Origin of the sequence: Empedobacter sp. UBA3239 (assembly GCF_002362875.1) — a bacterium.
GTDB lineage: Bacteria > Bacteroidota > Bacteroidia > Flavobacteriales > Weeksellaceae > Empedobacter > Empedobacter falsenii_B.
Genome location: NZ_DEVJ01000069.1, coordinates 27,517 through 51,336 on the forward strand (window position 1 = coordinate 27,517; position 23,820 = coordinate 51,336).

Genomic DNA, 23,820 nt, shown 5'->3' on the forward strand with positions numbered 1-23,820 from the left:
TAGAGAATAATTAAAGCTAATTATGGATCAATTCTCTTGGATAAAAGATTATAAAAGCAACGAAAATATAGAAACGTTAACTGATATTATTCCAGATTTATTTAAACAATATTATATGATTCATTGGAAAATTGGAATTATAGATGATTTTCCTTTCGAAAAATATCCATCAAATAACTCGACCATAGAAGAAATCAACCAAAGAATATAGATTGAAAGAGGATTTGGATTATTTCTTAATCCTCAAAAAAGTAATCTTTACAGAGAAATTAATCTTGATGAACTTTCTCAAAAATTTAAACTTGAAAAAAATATAAATATTTTAAATGATTTTAAAGACAATCCGGCAATTGAGTTTTTAGATAATCAAAAAATTGATTGTATAGATAAAGGATTAAATAAAATTATAAACTATCAAAACTTACATTTATATGTCAACAATATCGAGGAATTTTATTGGGAAGAAAATTATAAGCAAAGGAATAGTAATGTTTTAATTTCAGAATATCTTGATTTTCAAAGAAATTCAGATTTCAACTCTAATTTTTTTTTCCCCCCGATGATTTAAGTTGGTGCTTGATTACTTACGAAGATTTACCTCTTATATTTTGTACAAATACTAATAATCCTTTTGATTTAGAATTATTCCCATTAATATATAATCAAACATTATTTTAATAGTATTAATCATAATTCATCAATAATTAACTTTCCTTACCTTTGTCAAAAATCGAGCTCACACAATGAAAAAAATTATAGGAAGTGCAATGCTTTTAGGTGCATTTTTGGCATCAGAAAGTGCTTTAGCTTGGGGATTAACAGGTCACCGAGTGGTTTCTCAGATTGCAGAACAACACATTAGCAAGAAAACTCGTAAAGAAATTACAAAAATTATTGGTCCACAAAAGTTAGCTTATTGGGCAAACTGGCCAGATTTTATCAAGTCTGATGATTCTTGGAAACATGCAGATTCTTATCACTATGTTAACATTCCTGGAGATTTAAATCGTCAACAATTTGATGCTGCTTTAGAGCAAACTTCAGATGAAAACATGTACAAAAAAGGTTTGTTTTTAATGAATGAATTAAAAAACAATAAAAACCTTACAATCGAGCAAAAACAACACGATTTATATTTCTTGATTCACATTCTTGGTGATGCACATCAACCACTTCACGTTGGTCGCCCAGATGATTTGGGAGGAAATCGTATCAAAGTTGAATGGTTCCGTGATAAAGTAAATATCCACACCGTTTGGGATTCTAAATTGGTAGATTACGAAAACTATTCTTACACAGAATATTCTAATTTATTGGATATTGCGTCAAAAGAACGTCAAAAAGCAATGAAAGAAGGTACTTATGCTGATTGGATTTATGGTTCGTACATTCTTGCAAACAATATCTATGCAGGAGTAAAAATGGACGATAAATTAGGTTACCGTTACCATTTTGATAATAAATTTATCATTGAAGATCAATTGTTAAAAGGAGGAATTCGTTTAGCAAAAGTTTTAGACGATGTATTCAAATAAAATATATTTTTAGATCATTCTAAAATAAATTCAAATCCTGAAAAGTCAATTTTTCAGGATTTTTTATGCGTTAAATTTATTATTCGGACTTTTTGACATTAAACAAATTGCAAAACAAGTCATTTTGTCCGATAAAATCATTTTGCATGTAATTTGAAAAGAAGTAAGCATGAACAATGAAATCAAAAATTTAAACATACAAGACATGAATACAGTTAGAAAAAACAGAGCAAATTATTTTCCTTTTGGATTTGAAAATGAAATGCGTCCAAAATTTGAAACTTTTGTAAATTCTCAAAATCAATTTCCTGCAGTAAATATCAAAGAAAACGAAGATAGTTTCGAGATTTTATTAGCTGCACCAGGTTTAAACAAAGAAGACTTCTCAATTGAAATTGATGAAAATATTTTGAAAATTTCATCAGAATTTAAACAAAATGAAGAAGTAAAAGATGAAAAATTTTCGAGAAGAGAATTTAATTTTTCAAGTTTCAAAAGAGCTTTTACATTGCCAGAAACCATAAACGAAGACAAAATAGAAGCATCTTATGTAAACGGAATTTTACAATTAGTTTTACCTAAAAAAGAAGAAGCTTTACCAAAAGAAAAACGTAGCATACAAATTTCATAGATATAGTTAATTTTAGTTGGTTATTAAATCCTCAATTCTTCGGAGTTGAGGATTTTTGTTTAAATAAAATTTATAATTTTATCATTTCCTCAAAAACAATGTTCAAAAAAGTAACTATTTTATCGAAAGCGGAATGAAAAAGTTTTTACCAAAAACACTTAATAATTTTTAGAAAAAAGTGCTTTTTAGTTAAAATTATTAAAAACTAATCTTTTACATTTACAAAAGACTAAAACTTAACTATGCACAAAAACATTTTATCTACAATAACTTATGTTGTAAAAACACGTTTTTGCACAAGCTCAAAAGAATTTCAAATCACTGAATTTAATTCGGATAATGGATTAAAAAACAGGTTGGATGCTTTTAGTTTTCTTAAAATTACATCGAAATTATTTCAAATGAAGGTTTGCTACAAATTGAAAGCAATTTCATTCAACCAAAAACAATTTATCGAATAAATACTGAAAATCAATTTTCCTAACGGAAATAATTACAAATGCTTAAAACTAATTAATCAAGAAGCTATTTTTATCACTCCAAATGAAACTATTTTTCCTTACGGAATTAGTTTGTCTTTTGTTTTAAATGAAGATTTCGATACTTTAAAAAAAGACAACGAATATGAAATTTATTCTTTAAAAAACTCTGAACAAATTAATTATTCTGAACAACTTAATCATTTAATAATCGAATATAAATTACTGAAAAACTTAGGTTTTGAAGAATAAATAGATGCAATAAAATTAAATAAAAATCTATTCTCAAATTTTGATATTAATGTTGATCATTTTGAAATTTTAGACACACCTTTTTTGTAGAATAACCCAACAAGACAATTTTTTATAAATAATATTTCGAACCGCGAATTTATTTTAGATTGTCTTTACGACCATCTTTTTCATTATCAAGATTTTGATTATGTTCAGTTTTTAGAAAAGAATTGTTCTAAAGAAATTGAAAAAAATATTTATGCAATGTTGCATGATCAAGGTGGTTTATTATTTATTGGTTATCATCCAGAAAATTTAACCGAAAGTATTATGAGCAATATCGAATTAATTATTACAATTTACTTGATGCAAATTTTTCTCAGGACGAATATTTGTATAAAAATATTAATTTACAAATATTTGGTTTCAATAATTTTTCTGTTTTAGCAATTACGGTTTTTCCATTAAATGAAGAATCAAAAAAGAGTCATGCATATAACCCTGATAAAATATTTGTACTGCAAAATAATCGATTCATTAAGATGAAAGATAATTAAAAAACAATATTATATTTTCAAAAAGACATAAATACATGAAAGACATCTACAGATGTTTTTTTTATTTCACAAAATATTCTATTTTAGACCTAATTTGTAAAATTTATCACACGAAATTACTTTAATTATGAAATTGATTAACACATTAACCTACTCTACAATCGCATTATCGTCTATTGCAGTGCATGCACAAGCACAAGAGAAATTAGATCCAACTGTACAAAGTTTTGTAACCGAAATTCAAAATAATTCGCAGTTAAAGAAAATTTCGCACGAATTATTAGATGGAATCGGACCTCGTTTAGTAGGAACTCCACAAATGGATCAAGCAGGAGAATGGGCAATTAAAACGTTGAAATCTTGGGGGATTGATGCACGCCGTGAAGATTATGGGACATGGAAAGCATGGGAGCGCGGAATAACGCATGTTGATATGACGTATCCAAGAGCAAAATCTATCGAAGCTACTCAATTAGCATGGTCACCAGCAACTAAAAAAGCTGTGAATGCGGATGCTATTGCAATGCCAGTTTTCAAAACAAAAGCTGAGTTTGATGCTTGGTTACCTTCTGTAAAAGGAAAAGTTGTTTTGATGTCACAAAACCAATCATATGGACGTTCTGATTATCAATACAAAGATTTTGGTTTAGAGGATTTGTATAAAAAAGTTACTGAAACAAGAAAAGCTGAAGCTGAAGCTTGGGCAAATTCTATCAAAGTGACAGGTTACAACAACAATACACTTCCAGAAGTTTTTGAGAAAAATGGAGCTGCAGCAGTTGCAATTTCTTATTGGACAGGAATTATGGGTGCGAATAGAATTTTTGGTGCAAAAACGAAAACTATTCCAATGTTGGATATTTCTAATGAAGATTACGGAATGTTATATCGTTTAGCCGAAAATGGAACTGCTCCAAAATTGACTGTTAATGCTCAATCTAAACACAACGGAGTTGCGAAAACATTCAATATTATTGGAGAAATTAAAGGTAAAGAAAAACCAAACGAGTACATTATTCTTTCTGCTCACTTCGATTCTTGGGATGGTGCTCAAGGGGCGACAGACAACGGAACTGGTACTATCACAATGATGGAAACGATTCGTACGATCAAAAAATTATATCCAAATAACAAACGTACAATTTTGATTTGTTTATGGGGAAGTGAAGAACAAGGATTGAATGGTTCTCGTGCTTTTGTAGAAGATCATCCAGAAATTATTAAAAACACGCAGGCTGTATTTAACCAAGATAACGGAACAGGGCGTGTAGTAAATATCAATGGATCTGGTTTCGAAAAATCATACGAATACATGACGCGTTGGTTACAAGCTGTTCCTAATTTTATTACAAAAGAAATCAAGACAGATTTTCCTGGAATGCCAAGTGGCGGAGGTTCTGATCATGCTTCTTTTATCGCTGCAGGAGCGCCAGCTTTCGGACTTACTTCGTTAAATTGGGGTTACGGTACGTATACTTGGCACACAAACAAAGATACGTATGATAAAATCGTTTTTGAAGAAGTACAAACGAATGCAATTTTGAGTGCAACTTTAACGATGATGGCAGATCAAGAAAAAGATTTAGTAAGTCGTGAGCGTCGTGTATTACCTACTGGTAGAGATGGAAAACAGCAAGAATGGCCAGAGGTTAAAAGCCCTGCAAGAAATTCTGATACTTATTTAAAATAAGATATTCTCAAATAAAAAGTCCACTTTTCAGTGGACTTTTTGATTTTACTCTAAATTTATTCTTTTGTTTTAAACTCAATTTTATATTCTTCTTCTATAAAAGAAGTCATGGATATTATGGAATTACGAAATAGGTTTTAAATTTTATTAAGTATAAAAAAATCCGTTCGATAGTCGAACGGATTTTATATTTTTCCTAAAAAAGCAGTTTTTAGTAAGCAGCGTCTTTGATACGAGCTTTTTTACCACGTAATGCTCTGAAGTAGAAGATACGAGCTCTACGAACTTTACCTTTTTTGTTTACTTCAATTTTTTGTAACGCTGGCATGTTAACTGGGAAGATACGCTCTACACCAACATCTCCAGACATTTTACGGATTGTGAAAGTTTCTGTAGTCCCTTGTCCTCTTCTTTGGATAACAACCCCTTTAAAGAACTGAACACGAGTTTTTCCACCCTCTGTAATTTCTTGATAAACTGTAATAGTATCACCTGCTGCAAAAGCTGGGAACTCTTTTTTAGCTACGTATTTCTCTTGTACGTATTTTACTAAATTTTCCATTATTATAATTTCAATTTATTTAAATTGAGCAACTTAAACGTCTTTCGTCAGAGGTTGAACAATGTGGGTGCAAAATTAATCAAAAATATTGATTATACAAATGATTCTCTTTCTTTTACGAATAAATTTTCACTAATTCATCTTCAAAAGATTGATTTGTTAATTGTGCTACGACTAATTTCATCGCTAAAAGTCGAGCAGTTTTTTTATCATCTGTCACAATTTCTAGCCAAGATGAACTTTCTGTTCCTGTTTGTTGAAACATTTTGTCAATGTAATTGGTATAAACATCCCATAACTCTTGTGCCTTTTGATCCAATGCTCCTAATTTCCATTGTTTCAATTCGTCGTCTTTTCGGTCTTGCAAACGTTCCGCTTGTTCTTCTTTCGAAATCGAAAGGAAAATTTTAACCAAAATAATTCCATCATCTTGCAAAAGCTTTTCTATTTCTACTACTTGTTTCATAAACTTTGTATGTTGTTCTTCCGTACAAAATCCGAAAACAGGCTCTACAACAGCACGATTATACCAAGAACGATCAAAGAATACAATTTCACCTGCATTTGGTAATTCTTTAAAATATCGCTGAAAATACCATTGTCCTTGTTCTATTTCAGTCGGCTTTGGTAATGCTTCAACACGATATTTTTTAGGGTTTAGAAATTCACTTATTCTCGAAATTGTTCCTCCTTTTCCAGCTGCGTCACGACCTTCAAAAATAATTAACACACGTTTATTCTCTTGAATAATTTTAGATTGTATTTCTAACAATTTTTCTTGAAGTTCTTTTAATTCTTTCTCATAAGCGAGTTGTTCTTTGAACTTCTTTTCTTTTATAATATAATGTCTAACCAAAAAATCAATGATTTCTTGCTTATTATTTATTTTTTCTAAATCATTTAAATCAAATTCAGCCATAGTTTTAGGTTTGATAATTAATTTTCTTCTTCTAAGTTTTGATGTTTCAAAATACGTTTATTTTTATCATCATAAGGTATTTTAGACAAAATATATTCCATCGCCTCTACTCTAGCCTTGTACTTTTTGTTGGCGTCAATGATTTTCCAAGGAGCAAAATCTGTATTTGTTTTCGTAAACATTACATCTTTATAAGCTGAATAAACATCAAACAAATCTTGCGCTTTTTGATCTACAGAGCTATACTTCCATCGTTTGGTTGGTGAATTTACAATATCTGCAAAACGTTTTGCTTGTTGTTCTTTTGTAATCGAAAAATAAATTTTAATCAAATATATTCTCGAATTAATCCACATTTTCTCGACATCATTTACCTCGTTCATAAAAGTTTCATATTCCTCTTGTGTACAAAACCCATTTACAGGCTCTACAACAGCTCTATTGTACCAACTTCTATCAAAAAAAACAATTTCTCCTGCACGTGGTAACTGGCGAACATAACGTTGAAAATACCATTGTCCACGTTCTACTTCATTAGGCTTTGGCAGTGCTATAATTCTATGTTCGCGAGGATTTAGATGTTCTACAATTCGACGAATTGCACCTCCTTTCCCAGCTGCATCTCGACCTTCAAAGACAATCACAACTTTCCGTTTATTTTCGGCTACCCAAGTTTGTAATTTTATCAATTCTTCTTGTAATTGCTCTATCCTATTTTCATATTTTACAGTACGCAAGGCTTTCGCAAAATTCAATTTTCCATGATCAGATTGTAAAAGTCCAACAAGACCTTTTTTAGTTTCGATTAATTTTAAATCTTTCGGTTTTAGCTTCATTTTCTTACTATTTAAAATTAATGATTTAGTTCTTTTACCATTCGATAATAACGTTCAATCACATTTGGATCCACCATTAAATTTACTTCAGCATCCTCTTTTCCTTTATAATTAAACAAAGAAAGCACATAACGAATAGATTCTAACCTTGCAGCATTTTTATCATTTGCGTTGACAATAATCCAAGGCGAAAAAGAGTTGTGTGTACGCGTAAACATTTGATTGATATAATGCGAAAATTCGTCCCAAAGCTCCTGCCCTTTTGCATCAACTGGACTATATTTCCATTTTTTAAGCGGATTATTTAACCTCGAATCAAAACGTGCTTGCTGCTCCTCTTTCGTCACAGAAAACCACAATTTGATAATATATGTCCCTGATTCGTACAACATATGTTCAAATTCAGAAACTTGCACCATAAATTGCTCATATTGTTGCTCTGTGCAAAATTCCATAACCGGTTCTACAACTGCTCTGTTGTACCAACTTCTATCAAAAAAAACAATTTCCCCAGCATTTGGTAATTCTTTGATATAACGATTGAAGTACCACTGATTTTTCTCGACTTCTGTAGGTTTATTCAATGCAACAACTCGCATAGAGCGCGGATTAAGATGTTCGCGAAAACGGCGAATCGTGCCTCCTTTCCCTGAAGCATCTCGTCCTTCGAAAATAATTGCAACTTTTTTCTTTTCTGTCGAAATCCAATTTTGAAGATTTACTAATTCTGATTGCAGTTTTAATAACTCGTTTTCGTATTCGAACTTCTTTATCACATTTTTATAGAGAGGATTTTCTTCTTGATTTTCAACTAAAAAATGCATTAGTTCTTCCGTTGTTGTAAAATCTAAAATCTTACTTTTTTTCATAAATATTTATAGATTGTAAAATCTTTTTTAAGGTAAAAATTTTACAGAACATAAAAGTGAAGATTATGGTAAATCTTTCTTTTAAAATCATAAATTTTATCATATTCAACCTCAATCAATTTGGTTAAATTTGTCAATAAATTAGTTTTTTGCGCATACTATTTTTCATATCAATCATATTTTCTATCGCATTTCGTCCTTTAATGCCGATGATAGATTATGTTTTGAATTATGAAGAAATCGCAAATGAACTTTGTGAAAATCGAGAAAAACCCGAATTACTTTGTAATGGTTTTTGCTATTTGAAAGAAGAAATTTCGAAAAGCAAAAAGAATCAGCCAGAAAATCATTTTGTCAAAAATTCGGTCAAAATTTTAGATGCTATTGTTCCTCAAAAACAAATTATTTCTCCAAAAAAATATTTTACACAAAAAAATAAATCTTCAACTGATTATTATCAAGATATTAATTCTAACTATATTATTCGCTTAGTTTTTCATCCGCCAATTGTTTAATTTTTCTTTTATAAATCTGAATTACAGAATCAGATAACAATTAATTAAAAACAAATAAACAATTTAAAATGAAAAACTTAAAAAATATATTCGCTTTAATCGTGGTAGGATTTACATTATTTTCTTGTAACAAAGAGCAGCCAAAACAAGAGAATTTTGAAGTAAAACATGTTTCTCACGAAGAAATGAAAGCTGTAACTAAATTGGATGTTGCGGTTGTGAACGAAGTTGATCCAATTTGCGGAATGAAAACTGCTGATCATTTAAGTGATACAGCTAATTACCAAGGAAAAACGTATGGTTTTTGTTCGACAATGTGCAAAGAAGAGTTTCTAAAAAATCCAGAAAAACATATTCATGAATAAACAATTAATAGCTGTTATTGTTATTATTTTAGGCGTTATAGGAACTGTTTTTTGGTTAAAAAATAAGCCTAAAAATGAACTTTACACTGTAATGAAAGTTCCGGAATTTTCGATGACGGATCAACATAATCAAACTATTACAAATCGTGATATGTTAGGAAAAGTGTACGTTGTAGAATTTTTCTTTACAAGTTGTCCAACGATCTGTCCTGTGATGAGCCATAATTTACGTTCGATAGAAGATGAAATAAATAATGCAAATCTTGGTTTTATTTCGGTTACAATTGATCCAAAACGTGATAATCCTGCTCGTTTGTTAGAATATGCGAAACAAATTGGTGTAAAATCGCCTAATTGGCATTATTTAACTTCGGATCGAAAAAATATCGAGCAACTTTCGGATAAATTCAATATTTATGTTGGAAAAGACGAAACAACTGCCGAAGGTCTGAATCACAGCGGAAAACTTGCGTTGGTTGATAAACAAGGAAATATCAGAAGTCGATATGATAAAATGGGCGTTCCAATGTTGTTTTATTCGGGATTGAATTACAAAGATCCTGAAGGAAAAGAACCTTCATTGGGCGGAAAATATCATCCTGAAATAGAATTTTTAAAAGAAGATATTAAAAAACTTCTTGCAGAATAAAATCTTAAACCCTCCTAAAATGGAGGGTTTTGTTTTAATTATAGTTTTCTAAATCAAAACCAATTCCTGCTCTATTTCAGTTTTCAAGAATGATTTGTATTCATTTTGATAGGCTTCTATCCGTTCTGGAGTTGCATTTTTTTCAATATCATGAAAGTGGAAACTATTCAATCTTGTCATTCCTATAAATTCATTCATTTTATGAAATCCAAATAAAACACCTTCATCAACAGATTTCTGTTCAAAAAATTCACCTTCTAACGTAAAAGCTTCTTCTGGCGCGTTCCAAGTACTTGTTACCAAATATTTTTTTCCGTGCATCAAACCTCCTTTTCCGTAATTAATTGCAGGATTTTTTCGCGAACGACCATCACTTGCGTACAATCCATTGTCGTGTCCTGCTGTAAAAACATCATCAATATAGAGTTTTAAACGAGACGGAACTTGAAACCACCAAATTGGCACATGATAAATAATTAAATCTGCCCATTTAAAATTCTCAACTTCTTCTTTTGAATCAAATTCATCATTAATATCTGTTATTCGAATATTTAATCCTAAATCTTTTAAAATTTCTTTTGACCAATTTGTAATCGAATGATTTAGCTTTCCGCCTGAATGTGCGTATTTAAGACCTCCATTTATGATAAAAACATTTTTCATTGTAATTTTCTTTTTATGAGACAAAATTCCGATAAGTTTTTCTATTATTAAAATAACTTAAATTATATATTTGTATCATAATTATTATACAATGAAAAACAATATCATTTCAGAAATATTGATAACAAAATATATGTATGGGATGTAGACAATCTAATTTCTCTAACAAACGAATTAGAAATCGAAAATATTCATTTGACTAAAATAAAAGAGTTTGAAGAAACCTATTGGTATAATGAAGAAGGAGATTCACCGACATGCCGTTCTATAACACAACATATAAAATTGGTTAATGATTCAGACTTAGATTATCCAATAATTATTTGTCCTGATGGAAAATTGATGGACGGAATGCATCGTGTTGTAAAAGCAAATTTATTGGAGTTGAAAACGATAAAGGCGTATCGACTTTCGACCTTACCAAAACCCGATTATATTGATATAGATCCTAACGATTTACCTTATGACGAAAATTAAAATTTAGAAATTATGCAATCAAATTTTGAATGGTTCAGAACCTTTAAAGCAATTTACGAAACGGGAACTTTATCTGCTGCTGCGCAACAATTATTTATTTCACAACCTGGTGTTAGCTTACATCTCAATTCGTTAGAAGCCTATACGGGCTACAAATTATTTGATCGATCAGCCCGAAAAATGGTTCCGACTGAAAAAGGAAAAATTTTGTATAATTTTATTTTAGAACCAATTCAAAAATTAGAAGCTACGGAGCAACATTTTCATAAACGAGCTGATAAAGATCGTGCAACAATCAGCATCGGAATGTGTTTTGAAACTTTTCAATATACATTAGAAGAGCATGTTTCTGATTTAGATTTTAACCTAATCATCAAATTTGGAGATTATAAATTGATGCATCAAGATTTGGATAATGGTTTATTAGATTTGGTTATCACACCTCAAAAAAGTACCCACAAAAATCTTTGTTATCATCCTTTTTCCAAAGAAAAAATCATTTTGATTGCTGGAAACAATACAGATTTAACTTCAATCGAAAAAAGTTTAAACCATAAAGATTATAAAGCTCTAAAAAATGACTTAAAAAACAATCTTTGGTACAGTACTGCTGCTGATATGGAACATTTAAAACATTTTTGGATGGAAAATTTTAAAGAGCATCCAGATTTCAAACCTAATTATATCGTTCCAAATATCAGTTCTATTATTCGTTGTTTGAGTGATGGAAATGGCTTTTCTATTGTTCCTGACTTTTTATGTCAAGAAGCACTAAATTCTGGTAAAATAAAATTGGTTTGGCAAGGTGAAAAACCGTTGGAAAATACACTCTATTTTGGTTCCCGAAAAAATACGATTTACGAAAAAGAAATTGAGCAATTGCAACAGATTTTTGTAGATAAATGGTGTAAAGATTTGGGTTAAATACTTCCCAAATCTTTAAAAAATGCAACCAATTGATGATTACTTGAAATTTGTAGTGACTCTTTTAATGAGCCCAATCTCTTTTCTACACTGCTTTGACTTGCTGGCTTGATATTATTTTGTTTTAAGTGATTTGGAATATCTTTTAATAAAATTCCATTCGAAAGCAAAGAAACCAATGTGACATCATATGAAGTAATTTCATACGTATTTTTTTGTTTTATACTACGTTTAATGTCTAATTCCAAATGCATTCCGCCCACAAAAACAGTTTGTATTGCTTTTTTCAATTCTTTCGAATCTTCTCTTCCTTTAGCCACAAACCCATCTATATGGTATTCTTTGAAAAGATTATCCACCATATCCGCTTTCTTTTCTACCGAAAAAACAATCACTTTCAAATTTGGCTGAATCGCTTTTACTGCTTCAATTAATTCTCTTCCTTCTTTCAAGTTTTGCTCGCGATGATCTTCTTCAAAAGACAAATCAGAAATCAATAAATCATAAGGTTGATTGTCGTGTAATGCTTTTTTTACTTTCAAGAATGCATCATCACAATAAAAAGCATAATCAGGATTTTCTACATGTAAATCTTTTAAAACTTTCTGAACCGAAATATTAAAACTCTCAAAATCTTCTGCAATTAATACTTTTTTAAACATACTTTTTATTTAGGTTATTGAATTGGAAATTTGATCTTAATTTTTAGACCATTCACATTTTCAGTTTCAAAAATAACATCTCCGTTTAGATTAGAAATACGTGAAACCGTATTTTGAAAACCGTTTTTAGGTTTTAAATCCGAAATTCCAATTCCGTCATCTGAATAATTGATGATAATTTGCTGATTTTCTTCTTTAAAATTTAATATAACTCGTGAAGCTTCGCTATGTTTTTTCATGTTCGTCAACAATTCTTGGATCACTAAGAAAACCTCTGTTTTAGCATAATCTTTTACGTTTCTCCAAAGTTCTTTTTCATTTCCAATCAAATATATTTTGACTTGTTCCGAATCATAAGAACTTATCAATTGTGCTAATTTTTCTGCAAAATTTTCTTGTTGATTTTCATCAATCCTATCATAGGAAATATCGCGCGAAATTTCATAAACCACTTCCAATTTATCTAAAATTTGATCACGATTAAATTCTGATTTATTCTCAATATCAGACATCACATGATAAATTCCGTTCGCCACTTTATCGTGTACTTTTTTAGAATATTTCAGTTCTGTTTTTTTGACTTCCAAAACCTTTTCTTGTTGCAACAAAACTTTCTCTTGCTCTAGTTTTTGCTTTCTTTTTCTGTACAAAAAATATCCAAAAACAAACAAAACGATCAATAAACCGATTAGAATATAAAGTTTTAAAATATCATTTTTCTTCTTTTCGTTTTCTGCTTCAGCTTTCAAAAAATCTGCACGATTTTTCTCCGAATCATAACGCACCAACGCAAATTGATTTTTCGCTCTGTTACGTTCTAACTGAATGCTATCGTTTAGCTTTTGATAAGCTTCAAAATATTGTTTTGCATTTGTAGGATTTTCTAATAAAATAAGTTGTTGATAAACTTCTAATTTATCGCCCACACTCTTATTTTCGAAAGCAATTTGTTTTCTTTTATAAGCATAATCCAAGGCTTTTTTATGATCTAAATTTGAAAAATAATCTGTTAAATGCGCATAACTTGCATTTTGTCCCCACAAATCATTTTCCTTTAATCTAATATTTAACGCTTTATTTAATTCATTTATAACATTGGACTTATTGTCTTTTAACCATTTGATATATGCTAAATTATCAGTAATTCGCGCATATTCTTTTGGATTTTCAATTGTATTCTTATCTTTTAGTAATTCTTGGTAAATCTTTATAGCTTCATCATACTGCTTATCATAACGATAACTATTTGCAATGTTATTTTGATTGATAATATAAACATCTTTTTCTTTAGAAAAATCAATTGCTTTTTGATAATAATCTATAGCATCATTAAAATTTCCTAAATCATGAGAAGTTTGCCCTAAAATATTATATGCACTAGAAAGTGTTTCTTTTTCTTCACTTATTTTAGGGTTTAATAATTTTACCGAAGAAATAATTAATTCTTGGCTTCCAAACCAATCTCCTTGATCTTTAGAAATAAAAGCCATATTTATCAAACATTTTGATGCTTGATGTTTATTATTCTGTTTAATAAATTCTGAATATGCTTTATTAAAATAAACATAAGCACTGTCAAACACCTCTTTTTCATAAAAATCCCATGCAATATCGTAAGCTTTATTATCTAAATTATCCTGCTCAATCTCTTTGTTTTTAGACTGTTGACATGAAATAATAAAAAGTATAAAATAAAAAAATAAAATTTTTCTCAAATCTCCATATTTACAACCTAAAGCTAAACAAAAAACGGATAGATTACTCTATCCGTTGATGATTTATTTTTCACAGGAACATCCCCTTTTTCTCCATTTGTATCACCGTCTATACTATCTGATGAAGTTTGTACAACTGGATGTTGATCTTGTGAAATTGTGTTTGCATTTTGATTTGGTAAAAAGAATCCCAATAAAGCGAATAATAATTCTAACATAGCTTAAATTTTTAATTTTTTGATATAGGTGCTCTTCCTCACAAAACAGATTGCGAGTAGTGTACACTAGAAAAAAGAAGCGCTTCTTTAGTAGGAAGTTTTTTGTAGTCTTGAGAACAATTCAGGAAAAATGCTTCCCTTCAAATCACCTCAACTATTTTCGAAACTACGTTTTCAGAAATCAAGTTTTTTGTTTTTGTTTTGATTTCTATTGCAAAGTAAATACAGAACACAAAGTCGCTGTTAAACAAACAATAGACAAGTTTTGGACAATTATTGGACAGCTTGTTTTACGGTAAACCGTAATTTATTTTGTCCAAAATTTGTCTACTTTGTAAAAGAATTAAAAATGAAATGTCTACGAAAAAATATCTATTCGAAAAAGCTTTTGAGAAAGCAAAAAATGAATGTGGGAGTTGAAGTAAAAATGGAATGTCTGTGCATTTAGAAAAAGTAATTTCAGATGATTATAATTATCCTATAACAAGCAAATCTTTTTCAAGATATTTTGATGATTTCGTGAAAGAAAATAATTTAAAGAAGGAAATAAGTCCTGATTTATTAAATATTCTTGCTCATTATATCGGTTATGAAAGTTTTGGAGATTTTAATCAAAAAAATCAGCTGACAAAAAATGAAGAAAAAGAAGTTAATGTAGAAGAAATCGCATCCGTAGAACCAATAATAGATAATAATATTTCTGAAGAAGAATCAATAATTAATCTTCCATCAAAAAAGAATAATTTCTTTGAGAAAATAAAACTTCAACGAAATAAAGTAATTGCTGGAAGTGGTATTGCAACGATTTTGGCTAACGAAGGATTATTTCTTAATTCCATCAATCAAAATTCGTCTTGTATGATTTGGAAAGAAAATCATTATGAAGAAATAGAATGCGAAGAAACTTCGCCTCAAATAAATGCTGTTCCATATAACGAAATTGTTTTTCAATTGAAGAAAATCACAAAACCTGATACTTTAAATTTTAAAAATGCACTTGATAAAGTTTGGTATACAAAGAAAAATGGTGAAGTAGAATTTTTTACCAATTATGGATTACATCCCGAAAATGGTAAAACATTGAAACCTGTCATAAAATATATTTTAACTAAATATGTCTTAAATAATGAACAATAAAAAACACTCAACATGCGAGATGAAGAGTGTTATGATTGTTAGAAATGATATATAAAATTTAGAAAATTTTAAAAAGAATTCGAATACTAAATGTGATCACTAAAAAAGCTACAGCCAAAATAGCAGCTTTCTGAGGTATTTTACCTGCTAATTTCGCTGCAATTGGTGCTGCTAAAGCTCCTCCAATTATTAAACCTGCAATGATAAAACCATGACTTACACCCAAAGCTGCAAAAAAAGTCAACGATGCAGAAAGTGTCACAAAAAACTCGGCTAAACTAACTGTTCCTACTACTAAGTTTGATTTTTTTCCTTTTGCTAATAAAGTTGATGTCACGACAGGTCCCCAACCTCCACCACCAAAAGCATCTAAAAAACCTCCAGCAAATCCTAAAAACCCAACTCTTTTTACTTTTTTTCGTTCGATTTTTTTTCTGAATGCTAAAATAATTAATCGAATTCCGATGATTAAGGTGTACGAAGCCAATATTCCGTAAGTAATGGTCTCATATTTGTTTCCCAAATAAACCAATAATAATGATCCCGAAACTGCTCCAATAACACCTGGAATAGCCAATGCTAATAATAATTTTTTGTTTACATTTCCAAATCTATAATGCGAAAAACCACTAATTCCGCTCGAAAACATTTCGGCAGAATGAATACTACCACTTATTGAAGGCAGATTAACGCCAAATAACATCATGCTTGTGGAACACGTTACACCATATCCCAAACCAACGGCTCCGTCGACCATTTGAGCGAAAAAACCAACCGCCAACATAATATAAAAAACATTTGGAATGTGAATCACAAAATCTTTCGCTTCCGAAAAACTTACGATTGATGACAAAGCATATCCTAAGAATAATGTAAAAAATATCAATGTAATTTCGGTTACTAAACGTTTGTATTTTTTAGTCGATTTTTTTCCTTCAAATGAAGAAGTTAAATGATTCAAATCGGTTAGTTTTTGATTAAAATCTCCTTTGTGATTATTTCTTATTTTATTTAAACTTTCAATGTTTTCATCAATTGAATCTGGAATAACATCAGAAAAATATTCTCTCAAACGTTTTGCCATAACAGGAGATTGTCCATTTGTAGAAATTGCAATTTTAAGATGACCTTTATTCACAATTGAACCTAAATAGAAATCGCACAAATCTGGCTGATCAGCTGCATTAACCAAAATTCCTTTTGCATTTGCTTTTTGCTTCACTTCTCTCGAAGTTTCTTTATTATCGGTTGCGACAATCACTAAATCTACATCTTCCAAATCACTCGATTCGAACGCATGAGTTTCATGTTGAATTGATGGATATTGCAAAAAAACATCTTTCAATTCTTGTTTAAAATCCTTTGCTACAACTTTCAAATTGATCGAAGGATTTTGTTTGATTAGCGTCGAAACCTTTTCTAATCCTACATTTCCTCCGCCAACAATCAGGAAGCGCAAATGTTCTGTTTTTAAAAATATCGGGAATAAATTATTTTTCATTGTTCTTAAAGCGATTTAACTAATTAAACGAAAAATATTTTCGATAGGTAAAATCTCCGAATGTTTCATTGTCTATTTTTTCTTTTGTATAACTTTCGAAAACTTGATCTAGCTCATTCAAAATCTCAGTCTCATTGACTTTTTCTTTATAAATTTTATTCAAACAAACACCATATCGATCTCCACCCAACATCAAATTATAATGTCCAGCAGAAGTCCCTACAAAACCAATTTCCGAAACATACGAACGACCGCAACCATTTGGACAGCCCGTCATACGAATAGAAATATCATCATTTTGAAGTTGATGTTTTTCTAGCAAAGGCTCTATTTTAGTCACCAATTCTGGCAAATAACGTTGCGCTTCTGCTAAAACCAATGGACAAGTTGGTAAAGCCACGCATGCCATCGAATTTTTTCGAAGTTCACTAATATCTTTGTGAATAGAATATTTTTCTAAAAGCTGTTCAACTTTAGCTTTATTTTCAGTCGAAATTTTACCTAATAATAATTTTTGATTCGCTGTAAAAATAAAATTATTGATATTTAATAAAGCCAATTCATGTAAAAATGCTTTCTGATTAGGCTGTACAACTCCATTCTCCACAAATAAAGTGTAATACCACGTTCTGTTATTCACTTGTCGCCAATTATAAATATCAGAACACTCCGTAAATTGATAAGGCTGAGAAGGCTCTAATTTAAAACTAACACGTTTTTCTAATTCAGACTTGAAACCATCAACCGTTAATTTATCAACTGTATACTTTAGTCTCGCTAATTTTCGATCGCCTCGATTCCCAAAATCACACTGAATTGTCAATACTTCATAAGCAACTTTCAACACTTTTTCTTCAGAATCTACAAAACCAATTTCGGTAGGTAGACGCGAATATGTATTTGGATTTCCGTGAGTTGTAGACAAACCTACACCAACAGCGATATTGAAACCTTTCAATTCATTATTTTCGATAATCGCAATCAGTCCCAAATCATTTGCAAAAACATCTATATCATTAGTTGGCGGAATAGCGATTGCAATTTTAAATTTTAGAGGTAAATAGCGGTCATCATACAAATTATCTTTCTCTGTTTCGCGTTCGTAAATCTTTTTATTATCCACAAAAATCTCATAATAAGCTCGTGTTTTAGGCAACAAATGTTTTGATAATTTATCTGCATATGCATGAATTTGAGCATGAATTGGCGAAAGCAACGGATGAGAACTCGCAATTACATTTCGGTTTACATCGCCACAAGCTACGATAGAATCTAACGTTGCTTGGTCAAACGATTGTAAAGTTGGACGCAATTGATGTTTCAAAATTCTGTGCAATTGAATGGTTTGACGCGTTGTAATTTTCAAAACGCCTGTTCCATATTGTTCAGAAGTTTCATGAATTGCCAACCACTTATCAGCGTCTATAATTCCACCCGGAATACGCAAACGAATCATAAACGAATACAATTTGTCTAACTTTTTTTCTGCGCATTCTTCTCGTCTATCGCGATCATCTTGCACATACATTCCGTGAAATTTTACCAAAGCTTCGTCATCTGCACGTACATTTCCAGTGTGATTATCCAGCTCTATACTTTCTTTTAACGTACCGCGAAGTCCGTCACTTTTTATTTTAATTCCTTCTATAGGACATTGTTTTTCTGTACTCATTTTGTTAGTTGTTGGTTGATCAGTAAACATCTTTTTAGTAGCGACCTTTTTCTTCTAATTGTTCCAGAAAATTTTTCGCTGAAACCTCCTCTTGATTTGATTCTTATGCTATTAACTCGATCAAAGCACTTTCTACATCTGTACTCATTCCATCTTTTTGACCACAGACATACAAATACGCACTTTCGTTTAACCTATTGTAAAGTTCTTTTCCTCGTTCTTTCACTCGATCTTGCACATAAATTTTATGTTTTTGATCTCTCAAAAAAGCTGTATCTAATTTGCTTAAAACTCCTGTTGAAAGCCATTCCTGAATTTCAGTTTGATAATAGAAATCCGAAACAAAATGTTGTTCACCAAAAAACAACCAGTTTTTACCTTCTGCGCCAATTGCATCACGATGTGTCAAAAAACTACGAAAAGGTGCAATTCCTGTTCCCGGACCAATCATAATTACCGATTGATTTTCATCTGGAAGTTTGAAATTTTTATTTTTATGAATGTAAAATTCTATGGATTTATCATGCTCAAAATCTGCTAAAAACTGAGAACATAATCCAGTTTTTTGTTGATCAGAAACTGAAAAAGTATTCAGACTAACCGTTAAATGAATTTCGTTATCATGTGCTTCATTCGATGATGAAATCGAATATAAACGTGGTGCAATTGGATGCAAAAGATTTAAAATATCATCAAATTTTATTGTAGATTCTGACGAATAATATTTTATCAACAAATCAATTAAATCAATCTTAGTTTCAAGAATTTCTACATTCAAAATCGTTGCAAATTGATCGATTGATTTTTTAGAAAGTGCTCTAATATTTTTTTTCTTCAAGTTCTTTTGCGCGATTTTCTTCATTGAAAAATTTTGCAATCGTTAAAATTTCGGTTTGATTATTTTTTGGATAAACACCCAAAGCATCGCCAGGTTCGTAATCGACTTGCTCATCATCTGCAATTTCGATATGATATGTTTCTTTATTCGAACCTTTATCGTTCAAAACAATTTTATGCTTTACAATTCCTTCGTACGATTTTTTCTGCGTAGAAGAACTTTGTAATTTTTGAGGTTGAACATTTGTTGAACTTCTTTCTGATTGAATAATTTTTAAGATTTCAGCAAACGAATTTTCGGCAATTTCTTGATAATCTATATCTACTTTTACCAAATCAAAAACGCGTTGCGCACCAAGTTTTCCAAATAATTCATCAATTTCTTCTCCTGATTTACAGAAAAACGGATAAGAAGTATCGCCCAAACCAAAAACAGCAAACTTAGTTTGATTTAATCTTAGGTCAGAATTGCTCCAATTATCAAAAAATTTTTGTGCATTTTGAGGTAAATCTCCATCTCCTTGCGTACTAAAAATTAGAATTAAGAATTCTTCCTTTTCAATTTTTTCGAGTGGATATTGAAACGCTTCAATCGCTTTGGCTTGAATTTTATTCATCTTAAAAATTCCAAGCAATTGATTAGCTAATTTCTTCGCATTTCTTGTTTCAGTTCCATAGATTATTGTAGGTTTGATTGAGGTTAAAACTTTTTGTTCTTGAGGTACTTCTTGTGTTTGATTTGCAACTAATCCAGCCAAATAACCATTTGTCCAAATAATTTCGTCACGTGATAATTCTTTGACTAAACTTTTTACTAAGTTCAATTTTTCGTTAGCTAGCATAAGAACTTGTTGTTTTATGGTTATCAAAATATGAGTTGGAAGTTGGTTGTTCATCTAACCAAGCGAATGATTGATGCAAATTAACAACATGACCAACGATAATTAAAGTTGGTACAAAATCAAAGGTTGGTAAATGTTTTTCTACAATATTTTCAAAAATAAAAACTTGCGTTTTCTGATCTGGAGTTGTCGCTTGTTGAATAACTGCTAAACCTTTTTCGGTATCAATTCCATTCAAAATCAACTGATCAGCTAAAGTTTGCAAACGCTGTACACTCATATAAAAAACCAATGTATCAGACGTATTTGCCCAATCTTTCCATTGTTTGTGTTCAATAGATTTCAAATCGCACAACGTCAACATGCGAACTCCTTTCGAATGATTTCGCGCTGTCAATGGAATTCCCGTGTAAGCTGCAGCACCAAAAGCAGCCGAAATACCTGGAATTATTTCGTACGGAACATGATTTTTTTTCAAGGTTTCTAATTCGTCCAAAATATTAGAGAAAAGTGAAGCATCACCTCCTTTCAATCGAACCACTAATTTTCCTTGCATTACAAACTCAATCATCATATCGTTAATATCTTTTTGAGGCGTATGAATGCCTTTCGAACATTATTTTCCGACATAAATAACCAACGCATCTTTCGACGCATATTCGTCTATTAACACTGGAGAAACCAAGCGATCTGTCAAAATAACATCTGCTTTTTTTGATATAATTTAATGTTTTGAGCGTCACCAATTCTGGATCTCCAGGACCAGCGCCAGCCAAAATTACTTTTCCTATTGTTGTTTGCATGTTTGTAATAAATAAGTTGATTGATAAAATTTAATTGATGTTTTAATCAATAAACATCAAAGCAGCGACTGTATTTTTCGTTGTTTCGTCAATCAAAATGGCATTTCCTGTATGAATATTTTCTTTGAAAGAATCAAAAAATAAAGGTTGATTTGTTTTTAAAACAACTTGTCCAATATCATTTAACTTGATTTCTTCAGATGGAATAAATTCCCAATTATTAATATCCCATTGTTGATCGATTGTTTTGATTTTTGCACGAACCGAATGAAAACGATGTTGCAACACATACGTTTTTCCTTGTTGTAATGCATTATTGTCTAACCAACAAATCCACGCTTTTAGCACATTTGTCGTTTGCGGTTCTTCGGAAGTTTTTACAATTGTGTCTCCTCTACTGATATCTATATTATTTTCGAGATGAATCACAACATTTTCTCCTGCTTCAGCATGTTGTACTTCTTCCAAATGACGTTCTATTTTAACAATTTTTGATTCGATATTTGATGGATAAACTTTAATAGAATCCCCAACTTTGTAGGCTCCACTCAAAATTTGCCCTGCATAACCTCTATAATCGTGATGCTCTTCATCTTTTGGACGAATTACCCATTGAACCTGAAAACGAGCTGCTAAACTTTTATCTGTTTCAATCGAAACTGTTTCCAATTGATGCAATAATGTTTCACCATTATACCAAGGCGTTTTCGCAGATTTTTCGACAATATTATCGCCAACCAAAGCAGAAACTGGAATAAAAGTTACTTCATCATAATTCAATTGATCTTGAATTTGTTGAAAATTATTTTTTATCTTTTCGAAAATATCTTGTGAATAATCAACCAAATCAATTTTATTAATGGCGATAATTGCTTTTTTAATTCCCATTAACGATCCAATACTTGCATGACGTTTTGTTTGAGAAGTGATTCCTTTACGTGCATCAACCAAAATAATAATCAACTCTGAATTTGAAGCTCCTGTAATCATATTTCGCGTGTATTGCTCATGTCCAGGCGCATCTGCAATAATAAATTTTCGTTTTGCAGTCGAAAAATATTTGTACGCTACGTCTATTGTAATTCCTTGTTCGCGCTCGGCACGTAAACCATCTGTAATCAAAGACAAATCAATTTCGTCGTCTTCATTTGATTTACGTTTTTCTAAAACACCCAATTGATCGGTGTGAATACTATTCGAATCGTAAAGTAAACGCCCTATTAAAGTACTTTTACCATCGTCTACGTTTCCTGCTGTTATAAATTTTAATGCATTCATTTTACTTAATTCCTATAGATATTATAGAGTTTTGTTTAAAAAAATTTTGACTTAAAAATAACCTTGTTTTTTACGGTCTTCCATCGCCGATTCTGACAATTGATCATCCAAACGAGTTTGCCCTCTTTCACTAATTCTTGTATTGATAATATCAGTAATAATATCTTCAATCGTAGAAGAATCTGAAGGTACAGCCGCTGTACACGTCATATCACCAACCGTTCTGTAACGTACTTTTTCTACCACAACCTCATCGTCTGCATTTGGCTGAATAAAATCTGAAGTCGCAATTAACTTATCATTGTAAACAATACATTCACGCTCGTGAGCAAAGTATAGATTTGGCAATTCGATGTTATTTTGTTTGATGTAATTCCAAACATCTAACTCTGTCCAATTGCTAATCGGAAAAACACGTACATTATGTCCTTTTTCAATTCTTCCGTTCAAAATATTCCACAATTCAGGACGTTGAAGTTTCGGGTCCCATTGACCAAAATCATCACGAACTGAGAAAATACGCTCTTTTGCACGTGCTTTTTCTTCATCGCGACGAGCTCCTCCAATACATGCATCAAATTCATTTTCTTCAATCACATCTAATAACGCATACGTTTGTAAGGCATTACGAGAAGGAAAACGGCCAGAAGTTTCTTTCAGATTATATTTTTTTATAGCATTTTCTACAGAGGCTACAATCAATTTTTCACCGATTTTATCAACCAAATAATCTCTAAATTTTATCGCTTCAGGAAAATTGTGTCCTGTATCTACATGTACTAAAGGAAAAGGAAATTTTCCTGGACGAAAGGCTTTCAAAGCTAAATGAATCAAAACAATCGAATCTTTTCCTCCTGAAAATAACAATGCTGGACGCTCAAATTGAGCAGCTGTTTCTCTCAGAATGTAGATTGCTTCGTCTTCTAATTGATTTAAATAATTTTTTTCTTGACTTGACATTCTTTCTAACTTTCTAACTTATTTTTTGACAATAAAAAACTCCTCAAAATTTTAGAGGAGTTCATGAACTATTATTTTCGTAATTAATACATCACAACATATTCCTCCTCTTCTAAAGAGCGACACATATACATTGACATATTAAATACTATTTTTTTCATTTTTCATGTTACATTTCTGATTTCAAAATTATATTATTTTTCTAAATAAATATAATTAATAGAATAGTTTAAATAACAAACCTATTTTTCAAACAATTTAAAGAAAATTATCCTAAATAAGTTTATTCA

Annotated in this window: 26 protein-coding genes; 11 read left to right on the forward strand and 15 right to left on the reverse strand. The window is 30.6% G+C overall.

What is annotated here, in order from left to right; all coding sequences use genetic code 11:
- Positions 1-22: 22 nt before the first annotated feature.
- The 5 genes from B4G36_RS10640 (at position 23) to B4G36_RS10660 (ending at position 5,126) form a co-directional block, all read left to right on the forward strand.
- On the forward strand, positions 23-211 hold the full coding sequence (locus B4G36_RS10640) for a hypothetical protein (RefSeq protein ID WP_286495623.1): 189 nt from the start codon (positions 23-25) through the stop codon (positions 209-211).
- Positions 212-743: 532 nt separating this feature from the next.
- Positions 744-1,535, forward strand: a complete 792-nt coding sequence (locus B4G36_RS10645; protein WP_038332246.1) for a S1/P1 nuclease — start codon at positions 744-746, stop codon at positions 1,533-1,535.
- A 205-nt stretch (positions 1,536-1,740) separates the two neighbouring features.
- Positions 1,741-2,166, forward strand: coding sequence for an Hsp20/alpha crystallin family protein (locus B4G36_RS10650; protein ID WP_286495625.1), 426 nt, complete (start codon positions 1,741-1,743; stop codon positions 2,164-2,166).
- A 242-nt stretch (positions 2,167-2,408) separates the two neighbouring features.
- A complete protein-coding gene (locus B4G36_RS10655) occupies positions 2,409-2,627 on the forward strand; it encodes a hypothetical protein (protein WP_291063929.1) in 219 nt (72 codons plus the stop codon).
- 936 nt (positions 2,628-3,563) lie between these two features.
- Entirely contained in the window at positions 3,564-5,126 is a 1,563-nt protein-coding gene (locus B4G36_RS10660) for a M20/M25/M40 family metallo-hydrolase (protein ID WP_291063930.1), read from the forward strand.
- 211 nt (positions 5,127-5,337) lie between these two features.
- Here B4G36_RS10660 and rplS read toward each other — a convergent pair whose 3' ends face one another.
- The 4 genes from rplS to ppk2 (B4G36_RS10680) all read right to left on the reverse strand — a co-directional run bounded on the left by rplS (position 5,338) and on the right by ppk2 (B4G36_RS10680) (position 8,267).
- On the reverse strand, positions 5,338-5,688 hold the full coding sequence (gene rplS, locus B4G36_RS10665; RefSeq protein WP_019975296.1) for a 50S ribosomal protein L19: 351 nt from the start codon (positions 5,686-5,688) through the stop codon (positions 5,338-5,340).
- A gap of 115 nt (positions 5,689-5,803) precedes the next feature.
- Positions 5,804-6,607: a polyphosphate kinase 2 gene (ppk2, locus tag B4G36_RS10670; protein WP_291063932.1), complete on the reverse strand. Its 804-nt coding sequence runs from the start codon at positions 6,605-6,607 to the stop codon at positions 5,804-5,806.
- Positions 6,608-6,624: 17 nt separating this feature from the next.
- Complete coding sequence (ppk2, locus tag B4G36_RS10675) at positions 6,625-7,443, reverse strand: polyphosphate kinase 2 (protein ID WP_291063934.1); 819 nt, start codon at positions 7,441-7,443, stop codon at positions 6,625-6,627.
- 17 nt (positions 7,444-7,460) lie between these two features.
- A complete protein-coding gene (gene ppk2, locus B4G36_RS10680) occupies positions 7,461-8,267 on the reverse strand; it encodes a polyphosphate kinase 2 (RefSeq protein WP_409410931.1) in 807 nt (268 codons plus the stop codon).
- 254 nt (positions 8,268-8,521) lie between these two features.
- Here ppk2 (B4G36_RS10680) and B4G36_RS10685 point away from each other — a divergent pair, with 254 nt between their 5' ends.
- From B4G36_RS10685 to B4G36_RS10695, 3 genes are all read left to right on the forward strand, one after another.
- Positions 8,522-8,827: a hypothetical protein gene (locus B4G36_RS10685; protein WP_291063938.1), complete on the forward strand. Its 306-nt coding sequence runs from the start codon at positions 8,522-8,524 to the stop codon at positions 8,825-8,827.
- 68 nt (positions 8,828-8,895) lie between these two features.
- Positions 8,896-9,192, forward strand: coding sequence for a YHS domain-containing protein (locus tag B4G36_RS10690; protein ID WP_291063940.1), 297 nt, complete (start codon positions 8,896-8,898; stop codon positions 9,190-9,192).
- The gene (locus B4G36_RS10695) at positions 9,185-9,841 is read left to right on the forward strand and encodes an SCO family protein (protein WP_291063942.1); all 657 of its coding nucleotides are present in this window, start codon (positions 9,185-9,187) and stop codon (positions 9,839-9,841) included. The genes B4G36_RS10690 and B4G36_RS10695 overlap by 8 nt, the downstream gene beginning before the upstream one ends.
- A gap of 48 nt (positions 9,842-9,889) precedes the next feature.
- On the opposite strand, the gene B4G36_RS10700 is transcribed toward B4G36_RS10695, so the two are convergent.
- Entirely contained in the window at positions 9,890-10,504 is a 615-nt protein-coding gene (locus tag B4G36_RS10700; RefSeq protein WP_291063944.1) for an NAD(P)H-dependent oxidoreductase, read from the reverse strand.
- A 195-nt stretch (positions 10,505-10,699) separates the two neighbouring features.
- Between B4G36_RS10700 and B4G36_RS10705 the strand changes: the two genes are divergently transcribed.
- Together B4G36_RS10705 and B4G36_RS10710 are read left to right on the forward strand one after the other, a co-directional pair.
- Positions 10,700-10,981, forward strand: coding sequence for a hypothetical protein (locus tag B4G36_RS10705; protein ID WP_291063946.1), 282 nt, complete (start codon positions 10,700-10,702; stop codon positions 10,979-10,981).
- 12 nt (positions 10,982-10,993) lie between these two features.
- Entirely contained in the window at positions 10,994-11,905 is a 912-nt protein-coding gene (locus B4G36_RS10710) for a LysR family transcriptional regulator (protein ID WP_291063948.1), read from the forward strand.
- Here the strand turns inward: B4G36_RS10710 and B4G36_RS10715 are convergent.
- From B4G36_RS10715 to B4G36_RS10725, 3 genes are read right to left on the reverse strand one after another with little or no spacing between them, the layout of a single operon-like run.
- Positions 11,902-12,567: a response regulator gene (locus B4G36_RS10715; protein ID WP_291063950.1), complete on the reverse strand. Its 666-nt coding sequence runs from the start codon at positions 12,565-12,567 to the stop codon at positions 11,902-11,904. The genes B4G36_RS10710 and B4G36_RS10715 overlap by 4 nt on opposite strands.
- A gap of 14 nt (positions 12,568-12,581) precedes the next feature.
- On the reverse strand, positions 12,582-14,282 hold the full coding sequence (locus B4G36_RS10720) for a tetratricopeptide repeat-containing sensor histidine kinase (RefSeq protein WP_291063952.1): 1,701 nt from the start codon (positions 14,280-14,282) through the stop codon (positions 12,582-12,584).
- Between the two features lie 23 nt (positions 14,283-14,305).
- Entirely contained in the window at positions 14,306-14,500 is a 195-nt protein-coding gene (locus tag B4G36_RS10725; RefSeq protein WP_291063954.1) for a hypothetical protein, read from the reverse strand.
- 432 nt (positions 14,501-14,932) lie between these two features.
- Between B4G36_RS10725 and B4G36_RS10730 the strand changes: the two genes are divergently transcribed.
- On the forward strand, positions 14,933-15,637 hold the full coding sequence (locus tag B4G36_RS10730; RefSeq protein WP_291063956.1) for a hypothetical protein: 705 nt from the start codon (positions 14,933-14,935) through the stop codon (positions 15,635-15,637).
- Positions 15,638-15,695: 58 nt separating this feature from the next.
- Here B4G36_RS10730 and B4G36_RS10735 read toward each other — a convergent pair whose 3' ends face one another.
- The 7 genes from B4G36_RS10735 to cysD all read right to left on the reverse strand — a co-directional run bounded on the left by B4G36_RS10735 (position 15,696) and on the right by cysD (position 23,530).
- Positions 15,696-17,138 carry a TSUP family transporter gene (locus tag B4G36_RS10735; RefSeq protein WP_291063958.1) on the reverse strand — a complete coding sequence of 481 codons (1,443 nt, stop codon included), beginning with the start codon at positions 17,136-17,138 and terminating at the stop codon, positions 15,696-15,698.
- 19 nt (positions 17,139-17,157) lie between these two features.
- Positions 17,158-18,810, reverse strand: coding sequence for an NADPH-dependent assimilatory sulfite reductase hemoprotein subunit (locus B4G36_RS10740; RefSeq protein ID WP_291063960.1), 1,653 nt, complete (start codon positions 18,808-18,810; stop codon positions 17,158-17,160).
- Between the two features lie 103 nt (positions 18,811-18,913).
- On the reverse strand, positions 18,914-19,672 hold the full coding sequence (locus B4G36_RS10745; RefSeq protein WP_291063962.1) for a hypothetical protein: 759 nt from the start codon (positions 19,670-19,672) through the stop codon (positions 18,914-18,916).
- A complete protein-coding gene (locus tag B4G36_RS10750; RefSeq protein WP_291063964.1) occupies positions 19,629-20,489 on the reverse strand; it encodes a flavodoxin domain-containing protein in 861 nt (286 codons plus the stop codon). Before B4G36_RS10750 ends, B4G36_RS10745 begins: the two co-directional genes overlap by 44 nt.
- A complete protein-coding gene (locus tag B4G36_RS10755) occupies positions 20,479-21,063 on the reverse strand; it encodes a uroporphyrinogen-III C-methyltransferase (protein ID WP_291063966.1) in 585 nt (194 codons plus the stop codon). Before B4G36_RS10755 ends, B4G36_RS10750 begins: the two co-directional genes overlap by 11 nt.
- A 271-nt stretch (positions 21,064-21,334) precedes the next feature.
- The gene (locus B4G36_RS10760; RefSeq protein WP_291063968.1) at positions 21,335-22,570 is read right to left on the reverse strand and encodes a sulfate adenylyltransferase subunit 1; all 1,236 of its coding nucleotides are present in this window, start codon (positions 22,568-22,570) and stop codon (positions 21,335-21,337) included.
- A gap of 51 nt (positions 22,571-22,621) precedes the next feature.
- A complete protein-coding gene (gene cysD, locus B4G36_RS10765) occupies positions 22,622-23,530 on the reverse strand; it encodes a sulfate adenylyltransferase subunit CysD (protein ID WP_291063970.1) in 909 nt (302 codons plus the stop codon).
- Positions 23,531-23,820 lie beyond the last annotated feature (290 nt).